This window comes from Marinicella marina, from assembly GCF_030065545.1.
GTDB classification, from domain to species: Bacteria; Pseudomonadota; Gammaproteobacteria; order Xanthomonadales; family Marinicellaceae; genus Marinicella; species Marinicella marina.
In genome coordinates this window covers 266827-288591 of the sequence record NZ_JASJNC010000002.1, presented here as the reverse complement: position 1 = coordinate 288591, position 21765 = coordinate 266827, and the positions used below count along the sequence as shown (strand labels likewise).

The 21765-nt window shown below is 44.7% G+C and carries 21 protein-coding genes, 1 tRNA gene and 1 riboswitch; of the genes, 15 read left to right on the top strand and 7 right to left on the bottom strand.

Annotated features, from left to right (window positions below):
• The first annotated feature begins 10 nt into the window (after positions 1 to 10).
• Together QNI24_RS03965 and QNI24_RS03960 are read left to right on the top strand one after the other, a co-directional pair.
• Positions 11 to 1255 (top strand): choice-of-anchor Q domain-containing protein, encoded by a 1245-nt coding sequence (locus QNI24_RS03965; protein WP_267174986.1) that lies wholly within the window; start codon positions 11 to 13, stop codon positions 1253 to 1255.
• Between the two features lie 96 nt (positions 1256 to 1351).
• Entirely contained in the window at positions 1352 to 1840 is a 489-nt protein-coding gene (locus QNI24_RS03960) for a hypothetical protein (RefSeq protein ID WP_267174985.1), read from the top strand.
• Between the two features lie 97 nt (positions 1841 to 1937).
• Here QNI24_RS03960 and QNI24_RS03955 read toward each other — a convergent pair whose 3' ends face one another.
• On the bottom strand, positions 1938 to 4865 hold the full coding sequence (locus QNI24_RS03955) for a M14 family metallopeptidase (protein WP_267174984.1): 2928 nt from the start codon (positions 4863 to 4865) through the stop codon (positions 1938 to 1940).
• Between the two features lie 123 nt (positions 4866 to 4988).
• Entirely contained in the window at positions 4989 to 6635 is a 1647-nt protein-coding gene (bicA, locus tag QNI24_RS03950) for a bicarbonate transporter BicA (RefSeq protein WP_267174983.1), read from the bottom strand.
• A gap of 203 nt (positions 6636 to 6838) precedes the next feature.
• On the opposite strand from bicA, the gene QNI24_RS03945 reads away from it, so the two are divergent.
• Positions 6839 to 7057 carry a BON domain-containing protein gene (locus QNI24_RS03945; RefSeq protein ID WP_267174982.1) on the top strand — a complete coding sequence of 73 codons (219 nt, stop codon included), beginning with the start codon at positions 6839 to 6841 and terminating at the stop codon, positions 7055 to 7057.
• A gap of 587 nt (positions 7058 to 7644) precedes the next feature.
• Here the strand turns inward: QNI24_RS03945 and QNI24_RS03940 are convergent.
• On the bottom strand, positions 7645 to 7827 hold the full coding sequence (locus QNI24_RS03940) for a hypothetical protein (protein WP_283708499.1): 183 nt from the start codon (positions 7825 to 7827) through the stop codon (positions 7645 to 7647).
• A gap of 83 nt (positions 7828 to 7910) precedes the next feature.
• Positions 7911 to 8022: riboswitch (TPP riboswitch) on the top strand.
• 41 nt (positions 8023 to 8063) lie between these two features.
• On the opposite strand from QNI24_RS03940, the gene QNI24_RS03935 reads away from it, so the two are divergent.
• The 5 genes from QNI24_RS03935 (at position 8064) to QNI24_RS03915 (ending at position 11937) form a co-directional block, all read left to right on the top strand.
• Positions 8064 to 10166: a TonB-dependent receptor gene (locus QNI24_RS03935; protein WP_267174980.1), complete on the top strand. Its 2103-nt coding sequence runs from the start codon at positions 8064 to 8066 to the stop codon at positions 10164 to 10166.
• A 14-nt stretch (positions 10167 to 10180) separates the two neighbouring features.
• The gene (locus QNI24_RS03930) at positions 10181 to 10435 is read left to right on the top strand and encodes a YkoF family thiamine/hydroxymethylpyrimidine-binding protein (protein ID WP_267174979.1); all 255 of its coding nucleotides are present in this window, start codon (positions 10181 to 10183) and stop codon (positions 10433 to 10435) included.
• Positions 10428 to 11045 carry a nicotinamide riboside transporter PnuC gene (pnuC, locus tag QNI24_RS03925; protein WP_267174978.1) on the top strand — a complete coding sequence of 206 codons (618 nt, stop codon included), beginning with the start codon at positions 10428 to 10430 and terminating at the stop codon, positions 11043 to 11045. The genes QNI24_RS03930 and pnuC overlap by 8 nt, the downstream gene beginning before the upstream one ends.
• Positions 11005 to 11757 (top strand): phosphotransferase, encoded by a 753-nt coding sequence (locus QNI24_RS03920; protein ID WP_283708498.1) that lies wholly within the window; start codon positions 11005 to 11007, stop codon positions 11755 to 11757. The genes pnuC and QNI24_RS03920 overlap by 41 nt, the downstream gene beginning before the upstream one ends.
• Positions 11758 to 11850: 93 nt before the next feature.
• A tRNA-Leu gene (locus QNI24_RS03915) sits at positions 11851 to 11937 on the top strand.
• 19 nt (positions 11938 to 11956) lie between these two features.
• Here QNI24_RS03915 and QNI24_RS03910 read toward each other — a convergent pair.
• A complete protein-coding gene (locus QNI24_RS03910; RefSeq protein ID WP_267174976.1) occupies positions 11957 to 12175 on the bottom strand; it encodes a hypothetical protein in 219 nt (72 codons plus the stop codon).
• A gap of 251 nt (positions 12176 to 12426) precedes the next feature.
• Here QNI24_RS03910 and QNI24_RS03905 point away from each other — a divergent pair, with 251 nt between their 5' ends.
• Positions 12427 to 13341 (top strand): M23 family metallopeptidase, encoded by a 915-nt coding sequence (locus tag QNI24_RS03905; protein WP_267174975.1) that lies wholly within the window; start codon positions 12427 to 12429, stop codon positions 13339 to 13341.
• Between the two features lie 41 nt (positions 13342 to 13382).
• Here the strand turns inward: QNI24_RS03905 and QNI24_RS03900 are convergent, their stop codons facing one another.
• Complete coding sequence (locus tag QNI24_RS03900) at positions 13383 to 13847, bottom strand: Lrp/AsnC family transcriptional regulator (protein ID WP_267174974.1); 465 nt, start codon at positions 13845 to 13847, stop codon at positions 13383 to 13385.
• A gap of 134 nt (positions 13848 to 13981) precedes the next feature.
• On the opposite strand from QNI24_RS03900, the gene QNI24_RS03895 reads away from it, so the two are divergent.
• The 3 genes from QNI24_RS03895 (at position 13982) to QNI24_RS03885 (ending at position 17730) form a co-directional block, all read left to right on the top strand.
• A complete protein-coding gene (locus QNI24_RS03895; protein ID WP_267174973.1) occupies positions 13982 to 16093 on the top strand; it encodes an alpha-ketoacid dehydrogenase subunit alpha/beta in 2112 nt (703 codons plus the stop codon).
• Positions 16090 to 17355 carry a dihydrolipoamide acetyltransferase family protein gene (locus QNI24_RS03890; protein WP_267174972.1) on the top strand — a complete coding sequence of 422 codons (1266 nt, stop codon included), beginning with the start codon at positions 16090 to 16092 and terminating at the stop codon, positions 17353 to 17355. The genes QNI24_RS03895 and QNI24_RS03890 overlap by 4 nt, the downstream gene beginning before the upstream one ends.
• A 174-nt stretch (positions 17356 to 17529) precedes the next feature.
• Positions 17530 to 17730, top strand: coding sequence for a hypothetical protein (locus QNI24_RS03885; RefSeq protein WP_267174971.1), 201 nt, complete (start codon positions 17530 to 17532; stop codon positions 17728 to 17730).
• A gap of 108 nt (positions 17731 to 17838) precedes the next feature.
• Here QNI24_RS03885 and QNI24_RS03880 read toward each other — a convergent pair whose 3' ends face one another.
• Complete coding sequence (locus QNI24_RS03880) at positions 17839 to 18513, bottom strand: tetratricopeptide repeat protein (RefSeq protein WP_267174970.1); 675 nt, start codon at positions 18511 to 18513, stop codon at positions 17839 to 17841.
• A 67-nt stretch (positions 18514 to 18580) separates the two neighbouring features.
• Positions 18581 to 18985, bottom strand: coding sequence for a hypothetical protein (locus QNI24_RS03875; protein ID WP_267174969.1), 405 nt, complete (start codon positions 18983 to 18985; stop codon positions 18581 to 18583).
• 250 nt (positions 18986 to 19235) lie between these two features.
• Between QNI24_RS03875 and rph the strand changes: the two genes are divergently transcribed.
• The 3 genes from rph to hemW are packed head-to-tail and all read left to right on the top strand — an operon-like array spanning position 19236 to position 21712.
• Positions 19236 to 19952, top strand: coding sequence for a ribonuclease PH (rph, locus tag QNI24_RS03870; RefSeq protein ID WP_267174968.1), 717 nt, complete (start codon positions 19236 to 19238; stop codon positions 19950 to 19952).
• Positions 19953 to 20558: an RdgB/HAM1 family non-canonical purine NTP pyrophosphatase gene (gene rdgB / locus QNI24_RS03865; RefSeq protein WP_267174967.1), complete on the top strand. Its 606-nt coding sequence runs from the start codon at positions 19953 to 19955 to the stop codon at positions 20556 to 20558.
• On the top strand, positions 20555 to 21712 hold the full coding sequence (hemW, locus tag QNI24_RS03860; RefSeq protein ID WP_267174966.1) for a radical SAM family heme chaperone HemW: 1158 nt from the start codon (positions 20555 to 20557) through the stop codon (positions 21710 to 21712). The genes rdgB and hemW overlap by 4 nt, the downstream gene beginning before the upstream one ends.
• The last annotated feature ends 53 nt before the right edge of the window (positions 21713 to 21765 follow it).

Genomic DNA, 21765 nt, shown 5'->3' with positions numbered 1-21765 from the left:
GAGAAAAACCATGAAATCTAAATTGATATTGTCCCTTCTGATGCTGTTGTGGTTACAACAAACGACGGCCTTAACCTTTCAAGTGATTGTGCTGAGTGACGAAGTTGATAACAACCCTGGTGATGGCATTTGTGAAATACCCATCGGTTTTGGCTTTTGTAGTTTGCGTGCGGCCATCATGGAAGCCAATGCGCTGGGCGGCTTGCACACCATCGAGCTGGGGCCCAACATCCATGAATTAACCCTGTTGGGTGATGATGACACGGCTGCAGCAGGCGACCTTGATGTAACAACCGGCTACATCACCATCATTGGTTCAGGCCCAGAAACGGTGATCAATGCCAATGGCAACAACCGCATTTTCGAAGTGTTCAATGGCCGCAGTCTCAGCTTAAAAAACCTGACCCTCACCGGCGGCAGAGCAGCCACCGCGGATAACAATGGCGGTGGTGCCATTAAAGTCAATGATGTGAGCACGCAGTTATTCACCGATCAAGTCATCATCACCAACAACAGTGCCAACACCGGTGGTGGATTATTCGCTACCTTAGGAGCAGACATTAATATCCACAACACCGTGTTTAAAGATAACTTCACCGAGGATTTGGGCTTCACCAACATCTGGGGACCCGCTATTTTCTGTTCCCGCTGTGAGATGTTCATTACCGCATCTACTTTCACTGGCAATGACAACGGTGGTAAAGCCATTGAAATTGAACAAGGTTTCATGTCGATGACCAATTCAACCGTCACCAACAATGAGGGCGGCGGCATCAGAACAACCAATGGTGGTGCAAAAATCCGTTTCAGTACTTTTGTTTCTGAATCAGGTCAAAACCTGTCACATTTCAGTTTCGATGGCAGCGATGTGTTGGACATCCAAAGCTCGATTCTTTGGACACCTGATGGCGGCTTCATTGATAACTGTCAAGCCGGTGACAAACCCACATCATCTGGTTACAACATCGTCAGTGATGCCAGTTGTGAATTCTCCGCTGTGGGTGATCTTGAAATGACCGATGCCCTGCTAGCCAGCTTGACTAATAATGGCGGTTTCACTGACACTTTTTTACCCGCAGTGAACAGTCCTGCTGTTGACATGGTGCCCCTCAGCGCCTGTATTTCTGCCACCAATGATGTCCTTGAGTATGACCAGCGTGGCGCGTTCAGACCTGATGGCGCGTTTTGTGAAAGCGGTTCGGTAGAATTGAATTTGGACATAATCTTTCGTGCTGACTTTGATTATGATGATTGATTAACGCATTCATTTATTGAATTACAGCTATCATTTTTTGGCTATTTTGGGTAACCTTGCTGGTTTTTGATTCACGCAGCAAGCAACTTAAAAAGCATGGCATTTAAATTTTTATTCAGTCGCACCGAAAGCCTCAAAGGTGCCATCACCTTTGGTGTCTTTGATACCATAGCGGCGCTGATACTCGGTGAATTCAGCTGGTTGCGCCTGGTCGGTATGAGCCTGATTGGCACCAGCGTTTACGCGGTTGAAATTCCCAGCTATTTTGCTTGGATTCAAGCCAAAAGCCAAAAAATGAGCCACACCATGGGCAACTGGTACAAAACCCTGATGACAGTGGCCTATTTCAACCCGTTGTGGATTGCCCGCCACATGTGTTTTATATACCTACTGAATCAGCAGGCCATTACTTGGGGGGTGCTTGGAACAGCGTGGCAATCGTTTGTCTATGGCATGCCAGTGTCGGTGGTGGTTAATTATTTGATTCAAAACAAAGTGCCTATGAAACAACGTTTCTTAATCAGCTCGCTGTTCTCCGGTTGTATGGCCATCTTTTACGCCGTCAGCGCGGTTATTTTTAAATAGTTCAACACACATCAGACCAATAAAATCAGCAGCTAAAATCAAAGTGGTCACAGCACATGACCACTTTTACAGTTGGGCTTGGTTTACTTAATAAAGCCTAATTTTTAATGGTCACATTGGTGCCCAATCCAGAACCATAAACCAGCGCATTGAGCAGCAATCTATTGGTGCTTTTGGTGGAACCCCTGAAAACGGGTTGGCTGGCAAACAAGATGATTTGACCATTGCCTTTGGCTTCACGGGTTAAATAGGCTGAATTCGCTATTCTTTGACTCGCTTCTGGCCACAGTAAACCACTCATGCGCAGTTTCAGCCGGTATTCATCGGGTAAAGTTGACCAACCTGCTTTGCGAATGACCGGTTGATCTTTAAAAGATGCTTTGACCTTATTCCAATCTGATTGAGACATTTTTTCATAGACGCCCATTCTTACTACGGCATCGGCTGAACCATCAGACATCAATACTGGGTTGTTTGATACCAGAACCGGAAGAACGGGTGGCGCACCAAAAGTTAACCAATGCTTTTCATCAGTACGGGCAGCGACAATCGCCCCAGATGGCGCAAATTCCCGCAACCAATCATCTTGTTTTTTAAGCAAGGATTCAGCAACTGGTTTGTCTTTTGTATGCCATGGGTAATTGATTTCATCGGTCACTTCATTGGACCAGGCTTTTTTGACTTCTGGGTATTCATCTTGTTGCGCCAGCCATTCCCTTTGTAGGGCTTGGTCATATTTGGTGATGTCTTTAAAAGTATCACCGATTTGGCGCACACCGCTGAGTTTGGCGGCCACATCTGTGATGCTGCTGATGGACCCATCAATGGCAATCAATGTACCACCCGCTTCAACCCATGTTTTTAGCGCAGCCACTTTATTCTTATCCAGCTTGCCATAAAACATATCAGGAATAACCAAAGTGTTATAGCGCCTGAGGTCATTGAAATTAAAAGTATTGAAATCAAGGTGTGAATGCCTGATGCCTAAATTCGAATCTATGCTGTGCCAAATCGTGCCGAAGTCATAAAAATTGACACTGCCATGTGACAGTATGGCAATTTCTGGTTTTTCAAGTAAACGAAAATGAGAACCACCAATATCAGGCAAATCCCCTTTGCCTAGACCACTGTTGATGGCCACAGCACTCACTGCCATCTTAGTCGCCGTAGCCTCAATGATTGATGTTAAATCGCCTTTGAAAAACTCGTTATCGTAGCGGTTAATAACCACTGAACCTCTGGAAAATTGATGACCATCTAAAGCAGTTGCTTTATCCAAAATTCTGACCTTAACGCCTTGTTCCATGATTTGAGCAGCAGCACCCACTGAGGCATCATCGGCGCCATCAATGACATAGGCAATGGCATTGGGTTTGTTGATCAAGGCAACTGGTTGCTCGGGTGCTTGGTAGGGCGCTATATTGGTGTCAACAAAATCATTGATGGTGTAAGCCTCAAGGCCATGCATCATGGTTAGGTTCCAAGCAGTGGTGTCATACATGATGCTGCCGCCGTCTCGCAGCACATTTTGTCGCTCTTCAACCAGCACTTTATCATCCAATTTCACATCAAACTCCAAGATGGCTGCCAGTAACCGAGCCTCTGGCTGTCTGTTTCTGATGATCAGCGAGCCCTTAGGCAGCTTGGCCTTGACCTTATCACCGAGTTGATTGCTGGCATCAGAAAAAGTAGTTTCCTTCGATAAAGTAAACAACTCAAAACCTTGTAATTCCATCAAATCAATAAACCCTTGCATGCGTTGGCTGTTTTTATTAGGCGGTAAGGCAAAGGTGGTATTGGCATATACACTGTCAGATGAAATGCTTTTTCTTCGATCTTTCAGGAAGTCTCGATACATCTCTTTTGAATGTTTGGCCAGGGTTTTTAAATTGGTGATGGTGCTGACCAATTGGTGATGCACAGACTCTTGGTAAGTAACAATTCTGCCATTGGCTTGGCGAACGCCATCCTCAGCTATGCGTGCTTGTTCATACAAGATATGAACACTGCCTCGAAACTCAGCATAGCTGGAGTAACCTGGGTACAAGTTTTCAAACCATTCTCCAGTAAAGTATGGCCAATTTTCATCGTCAAATGATGCCGCTTGATCATCGGCAAAAATGTTGCCCCACTTTTTTGTCGCCGCAGACATGTTTTTATTAATCGGCTCTCTTGAAGGTGAAAATAAATAAGTACTTTGTGAACCCATTTCATGGCCATCAATCATCAATTGAGGGTACCATTGATTGATGGCCTTCACGCGACCAATGGTTTCTGGGTGCACCCCTAAAATGAAGTCACGATTTAAGTCAAATAAATAATGATTGGTCCTGCCATAAGGCCAAGTACCAGAATGCAACAAAGATTGGTTATCGACATTAGGTGCAATGCCTCGGGCTTGTTGCAGGCCTTTGGTAAAACGAGCTCGGCCATCTGGATTCATCGATGGGTCGATGATAACAATACTTTGCTGCAACAGTTCTTTGATGTCATCTGCTTCAGAAGCAATCAAATGATAGATAGCAGCCAGTGCCGCATCCGAACCAGATGATTCATTACCATGTATCGAATAGGCCATCCATGAAACTGCTGGTAATCTTGCGATGATTTCATCGGCATCAGTGGCACTGAGTCCTTTTGGATCAGCTAATTTAGCCAAGTCCGCTTTGACCTCATCAACTCTGGCTAAATTATTTGGGGTAGAAATCAAAGCGTAATACAGCGGCCGGTTCTCATGTGATCGCGCATATTCAATGAGTTGCATTTTCGGGCTGGCTTTATGCCATTGATTAACTGCCTCTGCTATTTGTTCTGGCGTGGCAGTTCGCTGACCCACTGCAAAGCCGAGGATTGACTCGGGTGTGGGGATGGAATCATCGTAATCACCTGTCAGTAAAGCCTTGTTGTAATCCAAACCCTCCAGTGGTGTCGGCGTCATTTTAATAGCAGCTTGACTGGTATGACTGAAAAGAAGCACTGTAAAAAACAAAGTTTTTACTGCTAACCCTGAGATAAATTTAATCATGAATTCCACCTTTACTGTTATTTTGGCCAATACAATAACACATAACTAAATCCTTGTTTTACCCAAAACCTCCTGCCAATCAACGATCAATAGATGGCGATCAAACAAATAGCAGATTGAATGTTAAATGAGTAAATCATTTTTAGCTAATTCTAAAGCTTCTTTCCGGCTGGATTTTACGTGGTTCAAAGGCATCATTTCAAAAACCGCTAGCTTTTCCAATGTCGCAAAAGCGTGCTTACCTGGCTTGACCATGTAAACCTGTTTATTCAGTTCGACCGCTTGTTTGATGACATTTTCAATCGCCAATGATACCGTGGTGTCCATGTGTGGCACATCAGATAAATCTAACAGTACAGATTCATAGTTTTCAATGGCGCGATGCTCTCTAGCAATCGCTTTGGATACACCAAAAATCATTGGCCCACTCAGATACATCACTAAGATTTTATCATTGACCGCTCTCAATACAGACTTTTCGTCGTCATTCATGCTGATATGATCATCAGAATCACTGATTGATTTGACGTTTTTGGCTTGCAGTGCACTGAGTTGTTCGATGGTAATGATGTTGGCAATAAAAACGCCCAAACCCACCGCCACTATCAAATCAACAAATATAGTCAGAAACATCACCCCATACATGATGCCAGCAGCTTCCCAATTCACCCGGTGAGCGCGCTTGACGAAACTCCAATCAAGTATGTTGATACCCACTTTGATGGCAATACCGGCCAACACTGCCAGTGGAATATTGGCGGTTAGCTTGGCGGCACCAAATATCACCACCAACAGTATCAAAGCACGGACCACGCCAGATAAAGCCGTTTTGGCGCCACTTTGGATGTTAACCACTGTACCCATGGTGGCACCGGCTCCAGGTAAACCACCAAATAAACCAGAAACTAAATTTCCCACACCCTGCCCGACCAATTCCTTATCCGACTTGTGTTCTTGGCGCGTCAAGCTGTCGGAAATCATGGCGGTTAACAAGGCATCAATACAGCCTAGTGTGCCCAGAACAATCCCATCCAAGACCATCGAAGTGATTTGATCGGCAGTGAATGTCGGTATGATCAAAGACGGCAAGCCCAAAGGAATTTCACCGATGCGCCTGATCTCAGTATCGGTAAAAAACCAAATCGAAACCAAGGTACCCACCACCAATGCCAACAAAGGTGGTGGTAGAAAGTTGGCCCATTTTTTCGGCACCAAAAACAACACCGCCAGCGTCAAACAGCCTAAGATGGTCTCAACTGGCTCTATGTTTTGCCACAACTCAGGCAAAGCAAATAAAGTGGCACTCACCCCACCGGGCGGCGTGGCCTGTCCCATAAAGGGTGCCAGTTGCAGCAAGATAAGAATTACGCCGATACCCGACATAAAACCAGAAATCACACTGTAAGGCATCAGAGTGATGTATTTACCCAGCTTCAAGGCACCCAAAGTGATTTGGAATACCCCAGCAATCATCACCACAGTAAATGCCATGGCCATGCCATTATCGGGATTGGCTGCCATCATTGATGTGAGAACGGCTGTCATCACCACCGTCATCGGTCCAGTGGGTTCAGAAATCAGGGTAGATGTGCCACCAAATAAAGCCGCCAACAGACCCACCAAGACCGCACCATACAGGCCAGCAACCGGACCTGCGCCAGATGCCACACCAAAAGCCAAGGCCAAAGGCAACGAGACAATGGCCGCAGTCAAGCCGCCAAAAACATCGCCTTTGATGTTGTCAAACCTGATGTCGTTGAGTATTTTCATGGATGGCATTCAAATGATTGAGCTGGCATTTTACAAATTTAAAGGCTCAGTGACCAGCCTTAGATTTTTCACAATTTGATGGTTTTGCAACTTTTATTTTGTCAAAGCAACGACACGGTCACGGCTTATCAACAACAATTTCACCTCCTTAACCATAGAATACACTACAGCAAATAACAACTTCACCTACAGCAGAACGACCCATGAACAACATACAAGATAAAATCAAGGAAAGCATCAACCACCGATTAGGACTGGCCAACGTCATATTGAATCAAAACCTACAAGCCGTATTCAATGGTGATGAAATTGTGCTGAAAGGTGAAACTCACTTTGCGCAAAACAGTCAGTTGGCTGAAAAAATGATCAAAGAAATCAGCGGTTCACATGCAGTGGTCAATCGCACCCAAATCAAGCCATAGATCAGATACCACCACAACCAACAGTACTTGAAATATCGGCCTGCTAGACTCACAATCCTGGCGCCGATTGTGCTGCCTGAGTTTTGACCAATTTATTTATCAGAATCGTAGGTTTCGATTTACTTTTCTTGTTATCAGAAATAACTTCCCCTGCTGAAGCGTTCATGGCTTTCTTGAAATTGCTGAATTGGAGTTCATTCTGTAAATCACGCGGCCATCAACACAGCACCACCTAAACGCGTTCCCCGCCTCATCTTTTGATGGCCACAAATGTTAAATTCAATAAAAACTCCCTCGACTTCAGAATCTTTATAAAAAGTGGCCAAATTACAAAATAAATTTCTATATTGATCAAAACGCAACTTCACTTGTGCCATCCATGGCAGTTCGTGCCAACTTGATCGCATACTGATTCTGTATATTATCTGTGCATCCATACCACTGAGAAATTTTTGTTGTTGAAAATCACCTCGCTTGATGCAAATTTTCCCCTCCAATGGATGGCGAAACAAAGACCAAGAAAAATGCATATCAGCGTAGCTAGTGGTTGTCACATACTCAAATAACAAACCACTTTTAATCGACTCTCAATCATCATGAAACATATCGCGGTAATCATCGATATAAAATTCAAATGCATTCATTAATTGGCTGAACTCTGCAGAGGAGATTTGATTGTATTGAATGGCAGCAACTTTCGCATCAATATTTAATTGTGCTTGCACATCAAACCCCAAACAGAATGTGATCATCAACAAAACTTTTTTCATGCTCATTTTGAACAAGAACATAATCAATAGTTCATTCTTAGCAGCGTTTTTATTTCACTATCAACATAAGTTTGTTAGAATGCCCATCATCCGAGGGGTGGCTGAACAATCAGCCTGAGATGTCAAAAAATATATGACAAACCCTTTGAACCTGATCCGGTTAATACCGGCGTAGGAATGGGTAGCACAAACCACACGCCAAAACCGGGTCTCTGATAACCTAATTGAGAGATCCTATGTTAAAAAAATTCACACACACAGCCTGTTTGCTGACTTTGTCTTGTTCGTTGATGGCACAAGACAATACCGACACCGAACAACTCACCGATTTAACCGTTACCGCTGATTTGCGCGATGACACCACCAGCCGTGACGTGGCCACCAGTCTGACTGTACTGGATGAGACAACTTTGTCCCAAGCCGGGGTGCAGCATTTCGAAGATGTGATGGGCTTGATCCCTAACATCAATTGGGCTGGTTCAACCAGTCGTCCCCGCTACTTTCAGATTCGTGGTATTGGTGAACGCTCACAATATGAAGGCGCACCCAACCCTTCAGTCGGCTTCATCATTGATGACATGGATTTTACTGCCATCGGTGGTGCCGCGACTTTATTTGATCTACAACAAATCGAAGTATTGCGTGGTCCTCAGGGTACGCGCTACGGCGCCAACGCGTTGGCTGGTTTGATCTATGTGCGCAGTCAAGACCCCAGTTTTGATCAGGCTTACCACCTTGAAACCACACTGGGGGATAATGGCACTTATGCGGCAGGCTTCAGTGCCACTGGAGCCCTAGGAAGTACAAATGGCGGTGATTCTGAGCGCGCCGCTTATCGCTTCGCCATTCACCAATACAACAGCGATGGCTTTCGCTACAATGATTTTTTCAACACAGACGATACTGATGGTAAAGATGAATTCATGAGCCGTGCCAAGTTGCGCTTCGATGTCAGTGATGCCTGGCAAATGAATTTGAATCTGCTGTTGGTTGACATCAACAACGGCTTTGACAAATGGAACCCCGAAAACACCTTCACCACCCATTCAGATGATTTAGGTATTGATGACCAACGTTCTGTGGGTTTCAGCATGAAACACCAATTCACCGCAGCCAACGCTTTTGATTTGGTCAGTATCACTGCATACACCGATTCAGACATACAGTATTTCTTTGATGGTGACTGGGGCAATGATGATTATTGGGGTGAGTTTGCACCCTATGACTACACCTCGAACAATGACCGTGAACGCAGTAATTTCACCCAAGAATTCAGGCTACTGTCAAAACCTGATGCAGCCATCTTCAACCAATCAACTGACTGGCTGGTGGGTGTTTACCTGGCAGAGCTGGATGAAGACAATCAGATTGACGAGTTTTTTAATGATGAAGTATTTCGCCAGATTAACAGTAACTTTGAAGCCACCAATTGGGCTGTGTTCGGACAACTAGATAGCCAGTTGAATGAGAACACTGTATTAACCACTGGCTTGAGGTTTGAACAACGCAGCAGCGACTATGTTGACAGCAATGGCTTGAACTTATCACCCACCGATGACATGTGGGGCGGCCAACTGTCAATGAATCACAGCCTCAATGCACAACAAAATATCTATGCCACCATTTCCAGGGGCTATAAAGCCGGCGGCTTTAACCTCAGTATTTCACTGCCAGAATCCAGACGTGCCTATGACCCTGAATATTTAATCAACTATGAAGTGGGCCTGAAATCACTTTTGTTGGATTATCGACTGAATTTGAACATCAGTGCGTTTTATTCAGAACGTCGTGACATGCAAGTCAGTACTTCCGTGCAAGAAGACCCGACTGACCCTTTGACTTTTGTATTTTTCACTGGCAATGCGGCAGAAGGGGAAAACTTGGGTTTAGAAATGGACTGGCAGTACCAAATCAATCGTAATTGGACCTTCCATGGGGCGCTGGGACTGTTGGACGCCACCTTCTCTGACTACGTCACCACTGATGTGGACTTGACGGGTCGTGAGCAAGCGCATGCACCTGATTACACTTATAACATAGGCTTAACTTACCAGGGTGATACGGGCTGGTTTGCTCGGGCTGACTTGAATGGCGCCGATGAGTTTTATTTTTCCGACTCACATGATCAGATTGCCCCCAGCAGGAACTTGTTGAACTTAAAACTGGGTTACCAAGCTGATAATTGGGCGGTTTATGCTTGGGGCAGAAATGTAACTGATGATGAGTATGCCGTGCGCGGTTTCTTCTTTGGCTTGGAACCACCTAACTTTGAAGATAAACTGTACCAACACTTGGGCGACCCGCAGCATTTTGGTGTGACTGCTCATTTTGACTTTTAAACGAGGCCATAACCATGCAAGTTTCCCTTGAAATCACCTTGTATCCATTGGATCAAAACTACATTCCACCGATACAAGACTTCATCGATCGACTCAATGCCTATGATGAGTTAAAGGTCATAGGCAACACCATGAGTACGCAGGTCTTTGGTGATTACAGCCGGGTGTTTGAAATCCTCAATAAAGAAATGCAGCGCACCCATTCAAACACGCCCAAAGCGGCTTTCGTGATGAAAGTTCTGAATGGAGACCTGTCCCCGGATGCATGATATTTGGGTCCAAATCTTAACGGCTTGGCAGGCACAATCGGGGCTTGAGGTCATTGCCGTTTTGGCTGCCATCATGTATTTGGTTTTGGCCATCAAAGAAAATATCTGGTGCTGGTTGTTTGCATTTATCAGCACGGCCATATACATCTATCTGTTTCACAGTGTGTCTTTGCTCTCAGAGTCTTTATTGAACGTGTACTACTTGATCATGGCTGTGTATGGCTGGTATCAATGGCGCAACGGCCATTTAAACCAACAACGGTCAATCACCAGTTGGTCATGGCAAAAACACATAACATTGATATTACTCACAGGATCCTTAGTCCCTATATTGGGTTACAGCATGCAAAAACTGGGTGCATCTATACCTTACCTTGATGCCTTTACCACCTGTTTTGCGGTGTTGGCAACCATCATGGTGGCACATAAAGTACTACAAAATTGGCATTATTGGTTGGTTATTAATGTAACATCGGTATATATTTTCACCCAAAAAGAACTGTTTTTAACCGCAGCCATGTTTGTGTTGTATGTGATTTTAACCATCATTGGCTACATCAAGTGGAGTCATGAGTATGCCCAACAAAGAACATTGGCAACACCAACTTGAATCTATCCACACCATCAAAGCCGCTGGATTAAAGCACTGGGAGCCAATCCACTCGGGCAGCAGCAATTATATTTTCAAAGTAACCACATCTGCAGGACTATGGATTGTTCGATTCAATCGAGCCGCCATGGGAATTTCTCGACAAGAAGAGCATCGTATTCTGGAAAAAATCAAACCTTTAGACATTGGTCCAAATGTGATTGAAAACGACCCTGATGCAGGCCATTTAATCACTGAATACATCGACCAACCCACTTGGCAACGCAGCGATCTTAAAAACCATGACAAACTGAATCAGTTGAAACAAGCCATGAACAAATACCATGCCATAGATTATGAGTATTTGCCGAGCCGGTTGGATCATCGCTTGAGGCTGTATTTGAAAAACATCAAAAAAATTCCTGAAAGAACGACCATTGATATACTTGAGAACATTCAAAAACTCGATTTTTTGGGTTTTTGGCGGGCCAACAACAGCCTCTATCATTCTGATTTGAACCTGGGCAACCTACTTGGTGACGACTCGTTAAGAATCATTGATTGGGAATTTGCTGGGCAAGGCCACCCTTTATTGGACTGGTTGATACTTGAGCATGAAGTTAAAATGAACTTGTCAGATCATTTTCCTGATGACGTACTGCCAGTTTGGATTGCCCCAGCCAGACGTTTGATCCGTGCCATAATGAAATTATGGCCACATGAAAGCCCTTGAAATTTCATTCGAAGATTAACCTTACCACTTTTTTTCATAGCACCAATCAAGTAGAATACACCACCTGTTGATTGATTCAATCATCACACCCCTGCCCAGGTGGTGGAATTGGTAGACACGCCAGCTTCAGGTGCTGGTGGCCGCAAGGCCGTGGAGGTTCAAGTCCTCTCCTGGGCACCATCATATGATGTACTTATTGTTATTGCGGCTGTTTTGATTGTCGCAGGTAATCCCTCAAGTAATTAATCTTTATCATTACTTCTTCGATTTCTGCTTTGCTGTTGGGTTGGAAAGACAGGCGCACCATTTCTTTCTGTAGTGCTTTGATGGTTTCTTGGATTTCAGAATTACCGCCTAGATTCAGTTTTTTGTTGCGTATACTCGCAATTGATTGTTGTGCTATTGATGTACCAAACATAAGTTCCTCGCTTACATAGTTTATGTTTTATGCGTGTGTGATTTTTCACTACACGCGCTTTTGCACATCACACGTTAACAACGAATATAAGTGATTCGTGTGAAACGCTCAAACTATTTGTGTAGGAATGTACATTAATGTGATGGGGTTAACATTTTCAAAAAACTGAATACTTGTTTTGCTGCAAAACAATGACCTCAACTTAACTGTGTGCGCTTGTTGTTCAGAGATAAATTTGCTACATTTAAATCATGAAATTACTCACCATAATTTTAGCCGTGGCATTGGGCTTTGGGACCGATGTACTGGCAAAGAAATACTACAAACACACCGATGAAAATGGCATCACCCATTACTCGGACAAGCCACCTATGGATACCGATGATTTTGAAAGCTGGCAAGTGCGGCCTGAAGACAGTGCGTATGAACTGAAGGTCATTAACCGCGGCACCAAAGAAACTCCCATCTTCTATGCCATCAATCGCTACCATGGACCGATTGAAGTGTTGATGGATGTGGTCAGCCGAAAAAATGTGGTGATTGAGCCTCAATGGCCAGCGACATATGTGGTTCCAGCCAACAGCGAATTCTACTTGGCGACAGTTAAGCCCAAACACAAATACATGGCATGGTCTTTCCAATACAACATATCATCTTCTTTGGGCGACCCATTCACCACCCATGACGATGAATATGCCTATGCCTTGCCTTTCCCCGGCAATAAACACTTCACCATCACCCAAGGTTGGAATGGCGCTTTCAGTCATTCTGGTGAACAAAACTTACATGCACTTGATATTGCTATGCCTGAGGGAACACCGGTGTTGGCGGCACGTGCTGGAACCGTGATGGACATTGCTGAGGATTTCTATGACAGTGGTGCCGAGGCCAAAAACCTGCAACGCGGTAATTACATTCGCATCTTGCATGATGATGGCTCAATGGCAGTCTATGCACACTTGAAACTCGAATCAGTGATTGTCGCTCGCGGCCAACGCGTTGAAAAACAACAAAAGATTGCCGAGTCTGGCAACACTGGCTTTTCAACCGGCCCCCATCTGCATTTTGTGGTGCAAATGAATACGGGTCTCAAGTTAGAATCCGTGCCTTTCATGTTGCGTCACAAAAGCGGTGAAATCAAAGAGCCCAGTGTCGGGCCCATTTGATTCAACGAGAAAAATTAACAGCGTTGCCCAGCAACTGCGCTTCACCCAGTTTCAACAATCGGCAAATGCGAAGTGCGCTTTTTCTGTTGCATGGAAAAGCTGGTGTTGATGGATCGGATCGAGGGCAGTCGCAGGATTTTTTCATAGATTAGTTGGTTGTATGCATTCATGTCACTGGCCACAATTTTTAATAAGTAATCTGATTCACCACTGGTGGCATGACATTCCAAAATTTCTGGCCATTGTTGTATGCCCTGATCAAACTGTTGCACCGTCTCTGGGTGGTGATTTTCCAAAGATATTTGAGCGAAAGCTGTGATATTCAAACCCAGCATGTCCTGATCAACTATGGCGGTGTAGCCTTTTATCAACCCCTGCTTCTCTAAAGCATCAACCCGGCGCCAACAGGGCGCTTGTGACAGCGATACCTGTGCGGCCAATTCCTTGTTAGTGATGCGGCCGTTGCGTTGCAATGCCTTTAAAATCTTTTTATCATATGAATCCATACAGAACAATTTAATTTTATTAATTGATATTTTCAAGAAATATTTATGCTTATAAGACATTTTTCGCGCATATATCGAAAACACATTTCGCGCTGAATAGAAGATAATATCCACCCCTGAAATTGAGTCTCACCATGCAGCTGTTTAAAAACCAAGATGATTCGCCCAGCACCGATAACACCGAACACACTTTTGATTGGTTAAAAATTGCCAAAGATGTGCTCATATCTAGGGCGTTGGACGACCTAGAAGAATTTGACTTGGTTAAACAAAAAAAGGTTTTGTATCAATTTTCAGCCCGCGGACATGATATGGCCCAAATCATGTTGGGACAGATACTGAACCGCAAGAAAGATGCGGTCTCAGGCTATTACCGCTCAAGACCTCTGTTGTTATCTTTAGGCTTACCCGTTGAGCAGTTTTTACAAGCCACCATGATGAAACAAGGTGGTTTCTCAAACGGTCGTGACATTGGCGTGGTGTTTAACCAGCCTAATCATGATGGTCCCTGCGTTTTACCCATGTCTGGCGGTGTTGGCGCACAATACACACCGGTGGCCGGTTGGGCCCAAGCGGTTGAATACCACCGTGAACATTTGAATGATACAGAATGGGATGAGGCGATGGGCTTGGTACTCGGAGGTGATGGCTCGGTCGCCACCAATGGTTTTTGGTCATCATTAACCATGGCCACCACTTTGGAATTACCGATGCTGTTTTATATCGAAGACAACGGCTATGGCATATCAGTACCCTCACACTTTCAAACCCCAGGCGGTAACATTGTCAAAAACCTGGCCTCATTTCGTGGCATAAAAATACTTTCAGGTGATGGCACCAACCCCCAAGAAGCTGCAGCATTGATCAGCCAAGCCAACGAGCACATCAGGAAAGAACGCAAGCCGGTATTACTGCGACTGACCGTGCCACGCTTGAATGGCCACTCGGCGCAGGACACCCAAAGTTACAAAAGCGATGATCGCATTGAGTTTGAAAAACAACATGACCCCTTACCCAAATTAAAAAAATTCCTCATTGATAACAACCACCTGACCGCCAATGAGTGGGACAAGATGACTCAAGAAGCGAAAGACCATTGTTATGCGAGCTACCAAAAAGTGGACCAACAAGCTTTCGCTGAGCCCACTGAAGTGGAGCAGCATGCTTTTGAAGAGCAGGATGATACAGGCCAACCTGTACTTCAAGCCCAAGGCGGCATACATATAGACAACCCCACCTTCCCACCATCATCAACTGAAGTCATTGCTGAAGGTGGCCGCATCAACATGGTCACTGCCATTCGAAAAACTTTAGATTTTGAACTCACTCACAACAACAAAATGTTGGTATTTGGTGAAGATGTGGGGGCCAAAGGGGGTGTTCATGCAGTAACACTGGGACTACAAGAAAAACATGGGGAAGCCCAAGTTTTCGATACCAGTTTGTCTGAAGAAGGCATCATAGGTCGGTCTATTGGTTTGTCTTTGGCAGGATTGTTACCGGTGCCTGAAATTCAATTCAGAAAATATGCCGACCCAGCTGAAGAACAATTGAACGAAACAGGCTCCATGCGTTGGCGCACCAACAACCGTTTTGCAGCACCCATGGTGGTGCGCATGGCAGGTGGTTACTTTGGATGTGGTGATCCTTGGCACTCACAATGCGCCGAAGTCAAGTGGGTACACGCCATTGGTTGGCAAGTGGCCATGCCCTCAAATGCAGAGGATGCTGTGGGCTTACTGCGCTATGCCCTACGCAACAACAACCCCAGCATCTTTTTTGAACACCGCAAAATGCTTGACCACATGTGGGCGCGCAGACCTTACCCGGGTGACCAATATATAATTCCTTTTGGCCAAGGTAAAAAGATACTCAATGGTGATCGTCTGACAGTGGTAAGCTGGGGCGGCATGGTTCATATGTGTCAAAGCGCCATTGAAAAAACGGGTGTCGATGCAGATTTAATTGACTTACGCACCTTGCGCCCATGGGACAAAGAGATGGTGTTAGAATCAGTGAAAAGAACAGGGCGTTGCTTGATTGTGCATGAGGACAACATATCGGCTGGTTTTGGCGCTGAAATTGCGGCGGTATTGGCCAAAGAAGCCTTCTTTTATTTGGATGCACCGATCGAGCGACTGGCAACAGCCGACATCGGTAACCCACATGATCCACGTTTGATGGAGCATGCCCTGCCTAACCCTGACAGCATTGCAGCACGTATCATTGAATTGGATCAAGTATGAGTGATAAAGAAATGAAATTGGTTGACATCAAACTTTCAGCCGATCAAACCGAAGGCACCCAAGCCACCGTCGCCCAATGGCTCAAAAGAACCGGTGAGCAAGTGGTTAAAGATGAGCCCATCATTGAATTAGAAACGGACAAAGTAATGATGGAAGTGGTGGCTCCCGTAGATGGTGTATTACATGAAAAATTGGTGTTAGAAGGTGAACCGGCAGAAGAAAATAAAATATTGGGAACTATTGATGAAACAGGCGTGTCCAACCCCTCGAACGAAATAAAAACTGATACAAATTTAGAAGACAGGGCCGAAACAACTCCAAATAATGTTTCAATCGATTTACCTCGTAAGGACCCGACTGCTGGGTTACCCAATCCTCCTTCTACCTTCATAAGCCCAGCAGTTCGGCGTTTGAGCCAACAACACAACATCGACCTCAATCAAATCCAAGGCAGTGGTAAAAACCACCGCATCACCTCACGTGACATCAAGGCATACCTGGCGACCAGCCCAAATGATCACGCCACTGCGGCACCCGCACTGGCAGCACAGGTTGAACCCACGGCAGCTGGCAGTGAAATCATTCCACACACGCAAATGCGCAAAATCATCGCGGAGCATATGCAACACAGTGTACAAACTGCACCGCACGTGACTTCAGTGTTTGACTTAGATTTGAGTGCCATCATCAAACACCGCAAGTCACACAAACAAGCATTTGCAGACCAAGGCGTGAAACTGACTTTTACCGCCTATTTTGTTGCAGCTGCGGTCCAAGCCATCAAACACCAGCCCAAAATCAACTCGCAATTCCATGAGCATGGCTTAGAAGTCTTCAAACATGTTAACTTAGGCTTTGGTACCGCGCTGGGTGATGATGGTTTGATCGTGCCAGTGATTCAACAAGCGCAAAACATGAACCTGATGCAAATCGCTGCTGAGTTGACTCGATTGACTGATAAAGCCAGGAATAATCAGCTCAGCCAGAAAGAAGTCCAAGGCGGCACCTTCACCATTTCGAACCATGGTGTATCGGGCTCCTTGGTTGCCACGCCAATCATCATTAACCAACCCCAGTCAGCCATTCTGGGTTTGGGTAAAATGGAAAAAAGGGTGGTGGTTGAAGAGCACAACGGCCAAGACATGATGGTGATCAAGCCCATGTGCTATATCAGCCTAACCATCGACCACCGTGCCTTGGATGCCTATCAAACCAATGACTTCTTAAGTCATTTCAAAGCGGTGATTGAAGCTTGGCAGTGAAATCCTTTATTCACTGAGATTGGGGCTTTTGAAAATATTGATTCAGGTTTGGAGCCTGATGTTGTTACGGTAAATTCACTGTTTTGTGATTGATTTGTGACATGTTGCAATTAATATGGACTCATGTTCAGACTGCTGATTCATCTATCCATTAATTAACATGAGACTCATAACATGACCCACATCATAGAATCACCCAAGCTACACAAAACCATTGATATCAACCCTGAAAAAAATGCCGCCATTAAAAATTTACAAAGAAAGTTGGTGGCATTGAGTTTTTCCACAGGCAACCAATCAAAAGCGTATCAAGAGACTTTGAATCAAATCAAGGATTTAAGAAAAGCCAAAGGATTTGATGCAAACAGTCATTGAAAGAAATCAAGCGCAAAAAAACCCACTATAAAGCAGGTTTTTTCAGTGTTCAAAATTCAACAGAGTTTATCAGATACTTCTGACAATGAATAACAACGCATTGGGTTGCTAAAGCTGTAATCGCAACATTTCTTTTCTTTTTATTAGTTTAATTTTTTCTTCTCTTAATTGGCTATATTTCAGTGATTGCTTGAAAGCCTTGTCTCGCAAAAACAAGTTTTCCTCATTGTGATGAATCAGTCCCATTAAATAAAAAAGATCAGCAACAATAGAGTTGGGTGGACTGACAAACTTTGTTCTTTCACCCAGCTGATAGACCAACCCATTCATTGCCTTGCCAGAATCTACAGCATTTAAATCAATAATTGAATTGTCATTGAGCCAATCTGAATTTAATCTTAAGTTTTGTTTTGCTTTTATAATCTCATAATGTAGCCACTCGGTACCATCATGTGAATCAGGATTTATCTTGATACCCTTTTTTATCCAAATCAAAGCATCATCGAGTAGGCCATCTAACTCATAGGCTGTTCCCAAATTACTTGCTGTTTCATAACGACCCGGACTGTCCTTCTCTAATGCAGTTAAAACTTCAATGGCTTTTTGACTTTGACCTGCGATAATTAGATCAACAGCATTGTTTATTCCTTTTATATATCTTAATTCTTTTTCTTTGTTTTCAGCCAACAAACCATCCATGTCGATGGGGTATATTTTGTTCAGACAAGCCCATGCCGGATTGCTGAAAAGCAACACCAGCAGTAAAAATTTGCTGGTGTTCACCAAGAAACTCCATAGCTGAAGTTTCATCTTTTCTAATCGACCTGCGTGAATTCAGTGATATTTTTACTTAGATACTTCTGACAATCAGTAATATCGCCACTATCAACGCCACCAGACCCAGCGTTTCTTTGATTGGTGCGGCTTTATCAACCACCTTGTTCAACGCATCGGTGGCGCCACTGTTTTTACTTGACCATTGACGCAACAGGGTTTGTGAATACAACACACCCAATAAAAACATGGTCACAGCACCAATCAGGGCCAAGAAAAAGCCGAAGTTAAAGTATTTGATGTACCACAAAACGCGGAATACCCAAAAGCCACCCAAGAAGACCGAAACGATCCCTATCCATCCCTCTGACTGTTTCAAGAACGTGATTAAGTCTTTGGTGGCTGGAGCCATTTTCATGATGCGATCAGAAGCCGCCAAAGTGCCCAGAACAATCAGAGTTAAAACAAATACAAAAAACATAACATGCTCAAATTTTTAAAGTAATTATCTTAGCAAAAAGAAATCAATTAATCACCTTTTTGCCAATGTGGTTCTGAGAAAGCGGCACGGCATCACATTTCATCTAAACTCATTTCCGACCATCAAAGGTCAAGCCAAGCCCAGATAAGCCATTGGAACCGACATTTTTTTGTGTCATGGAATCCACCAATAAACAAAAACTTCAATGAGTGAACTGTTAAAATACCATTTTTAAAACCATCAGGTACTTATGCGACCATCCAAACGCAACAACGACGAAATGCGCCGCATTTCAATCGAACGCAACTTCACCATGCACGCCGAGGGCTCGGTGATGATTTCTTGTGGCAACACCAAAGTCTTGTGCAATGCCAGCATAGAAGACAAAGTGCCCGGTTGGCTGCGGGGCAAAGGTCAAGGCTGGGTGACCGCAGAATACGGCATGTTACCACGCTCTACCCATTCAAGGATGGGTCGCGAAGCAGCCCGTGGTAAACAAGGCGGTCGGACTTTGGAAATACAAAGGCTGATTGCACGGTCATTGCGTGCTGTGGTTGATTTAAAAGCATTGGGTGAACGCATCATCACGGTAGATTGTGATGTGATACAGGCCGATGGCGGCACCCGCACAGCATCCATCACCGGTGCTTATGTGGCGATGTGCGATGCAGTCGACTCGATGCTTAAATCTGGCCATTTAAAAAAGAACCCCATTCATGGCGCCATCGCCGCCGTCTCAGTGGGTATTTACAATGACCAGCCGGTGTTGGATTTGGATTACCCAGAGGATTCTAATGCCGAGACAGACATGAATGTGGTGATGAACGATGGTGGACACTTCATTGAAGTACAAGGCACGGCAGAAGGCCACGCGTTTCGACGCGATGAACTGAACTCGCTGCTTGATTTGGCAGAAAAGGGCATCAACGAATTGATTGTGGCTCAACAAACCGCATTGAATGAATAAATGAATCAAACAAAAAAAATCATACTGGCCAGTGGTAATGTCGGCAAACTCAAAGAGTTCAAAGACGCCTTTGAAAATTTAAACCTCGAATTATCAGCGCAACCCAAAACCGCGGAGTATGAGGTGGCAGAGACCGGCACCACTTTTGTTGAGAACGCCACCATCAAAGCACGCCATGCCAGCAGACTCAGTGGCTTGCCGGCTTTGGCCGATGATTCAGGCCTGATCGTACCAGCACTGAACGGCCAACCGGGTGTTTATTCGGCACGTTACGCCGGCACAGGCGCCAGTGATTTGGATAACCTGAACCTGTTGCTTGAAAACATGCGCGGCATTGAAAATCGCTCCGCGCATTTTTTCTGTTGTTTGGTATACATGCGTCACCACCAAGATCCTGATCCCATCATTGCCAAAGGCATCTGGCAAGGCAGTATTGCCAATGAGGCATTGGGTGGCGGTGGTTTTGGCTATGACCCCATCTTTTACCTGGCATCACACCAGTGTACAGCCGCCGAACTACCAAAATCCATCAAACAACAAGTTTCTCACCGCGCACAAGCCATTCAACAAATTGAACCTTTGCTGGCTGCTACATTACAGGCATGATTCCTCCCAAACTCAGTCTCTATATCCACTTTCCATGGTGTGTTAAAAAGTGCCCTTATTGTGATTTTAATTCACATGCCATGAAGCATGGGCAACAAAACAACTTACCAGAAGGTGATTACATACAAGCCCTCATACAAGACTTGCAACAAGACTTGCCGCAAGTTTGGGGTCGCCCGGTGAATACCATTTTCATGGGTGGTGGTACACCCAGCTTGTTTTCAGCCAAAGCCATGCAACAATTGATGCAACAAATTCGTGCTTTATTGCCCCTGCGCCCCGATGCTGAAGTGACTATGGAAGCCAACCCTGGCAGCCAAGAGTTTGATGCCTTTGACGGTTACTTAGCCGCCGGCATCAACCGCCTGTCCTTTGGCATTCAATCGTTAGATGATAAACAGTTACTTAGTTTGGGCCGAATCCATAACAGCAGCCAAGCCAAAGAAGCGGTCAAAGCCGCGGTGGCAGCAGGCTATGAAAATTTCAATTTAGACATGATGTTTGGCCTGCCGCTACAGACCTTGAAAGCGGCCGAGGATGATTTGTTGCGACTGCTTGAGTTAGAACCCACTCACGTTTCTTATTACCAATTGACCATTGAACCCAATACTTTGTTTGCGCACAAAACACCAGCGCATCTGCCAGACATGGAATTGCAATACGAGATGTTCTTGCAAGGCCAGGAAATACTGTCGGCCCATGGTTTTGAGCAGTATGAAGTCTCGGCTTATGCCAAAGACAAGCAGCGCAGCGAACACAACCTGAATTATTGGCAATTCGGTGATTATTTAGGCATCGGTGCAGGTGCTCACAGCAAAATCACCATGGGCCATGACAGTAGCATTCAACGCCAAATCAAACAAAAACACCCACAAAGTTATCTCAAACATGCTGCCAGTGATAAACGCATTGTTGACACCCGCATCTTGGATGAAAAAACTTTGCCTTTTGAGTTTTTATTGAATTCACTGCGGCTGAAACAGGCTTTCACTTGGGACAAGTACCGCCGCGTCACTGGGCTGGACCCACAGGCACTGAAGGATTGTTTTCTTAGAGAGGTTCCGGCTGAATGGTACCAACTGGATGACGCAAAGTTTGAACTGACACCCGCTGGCTTTCTGATGAGTGATGAAATACTACAAAAATTCATTTAAAAATCAGCGCTTTTAATGGGCTTTTCACAAAACTTCAGTAAAATGTGACCCCT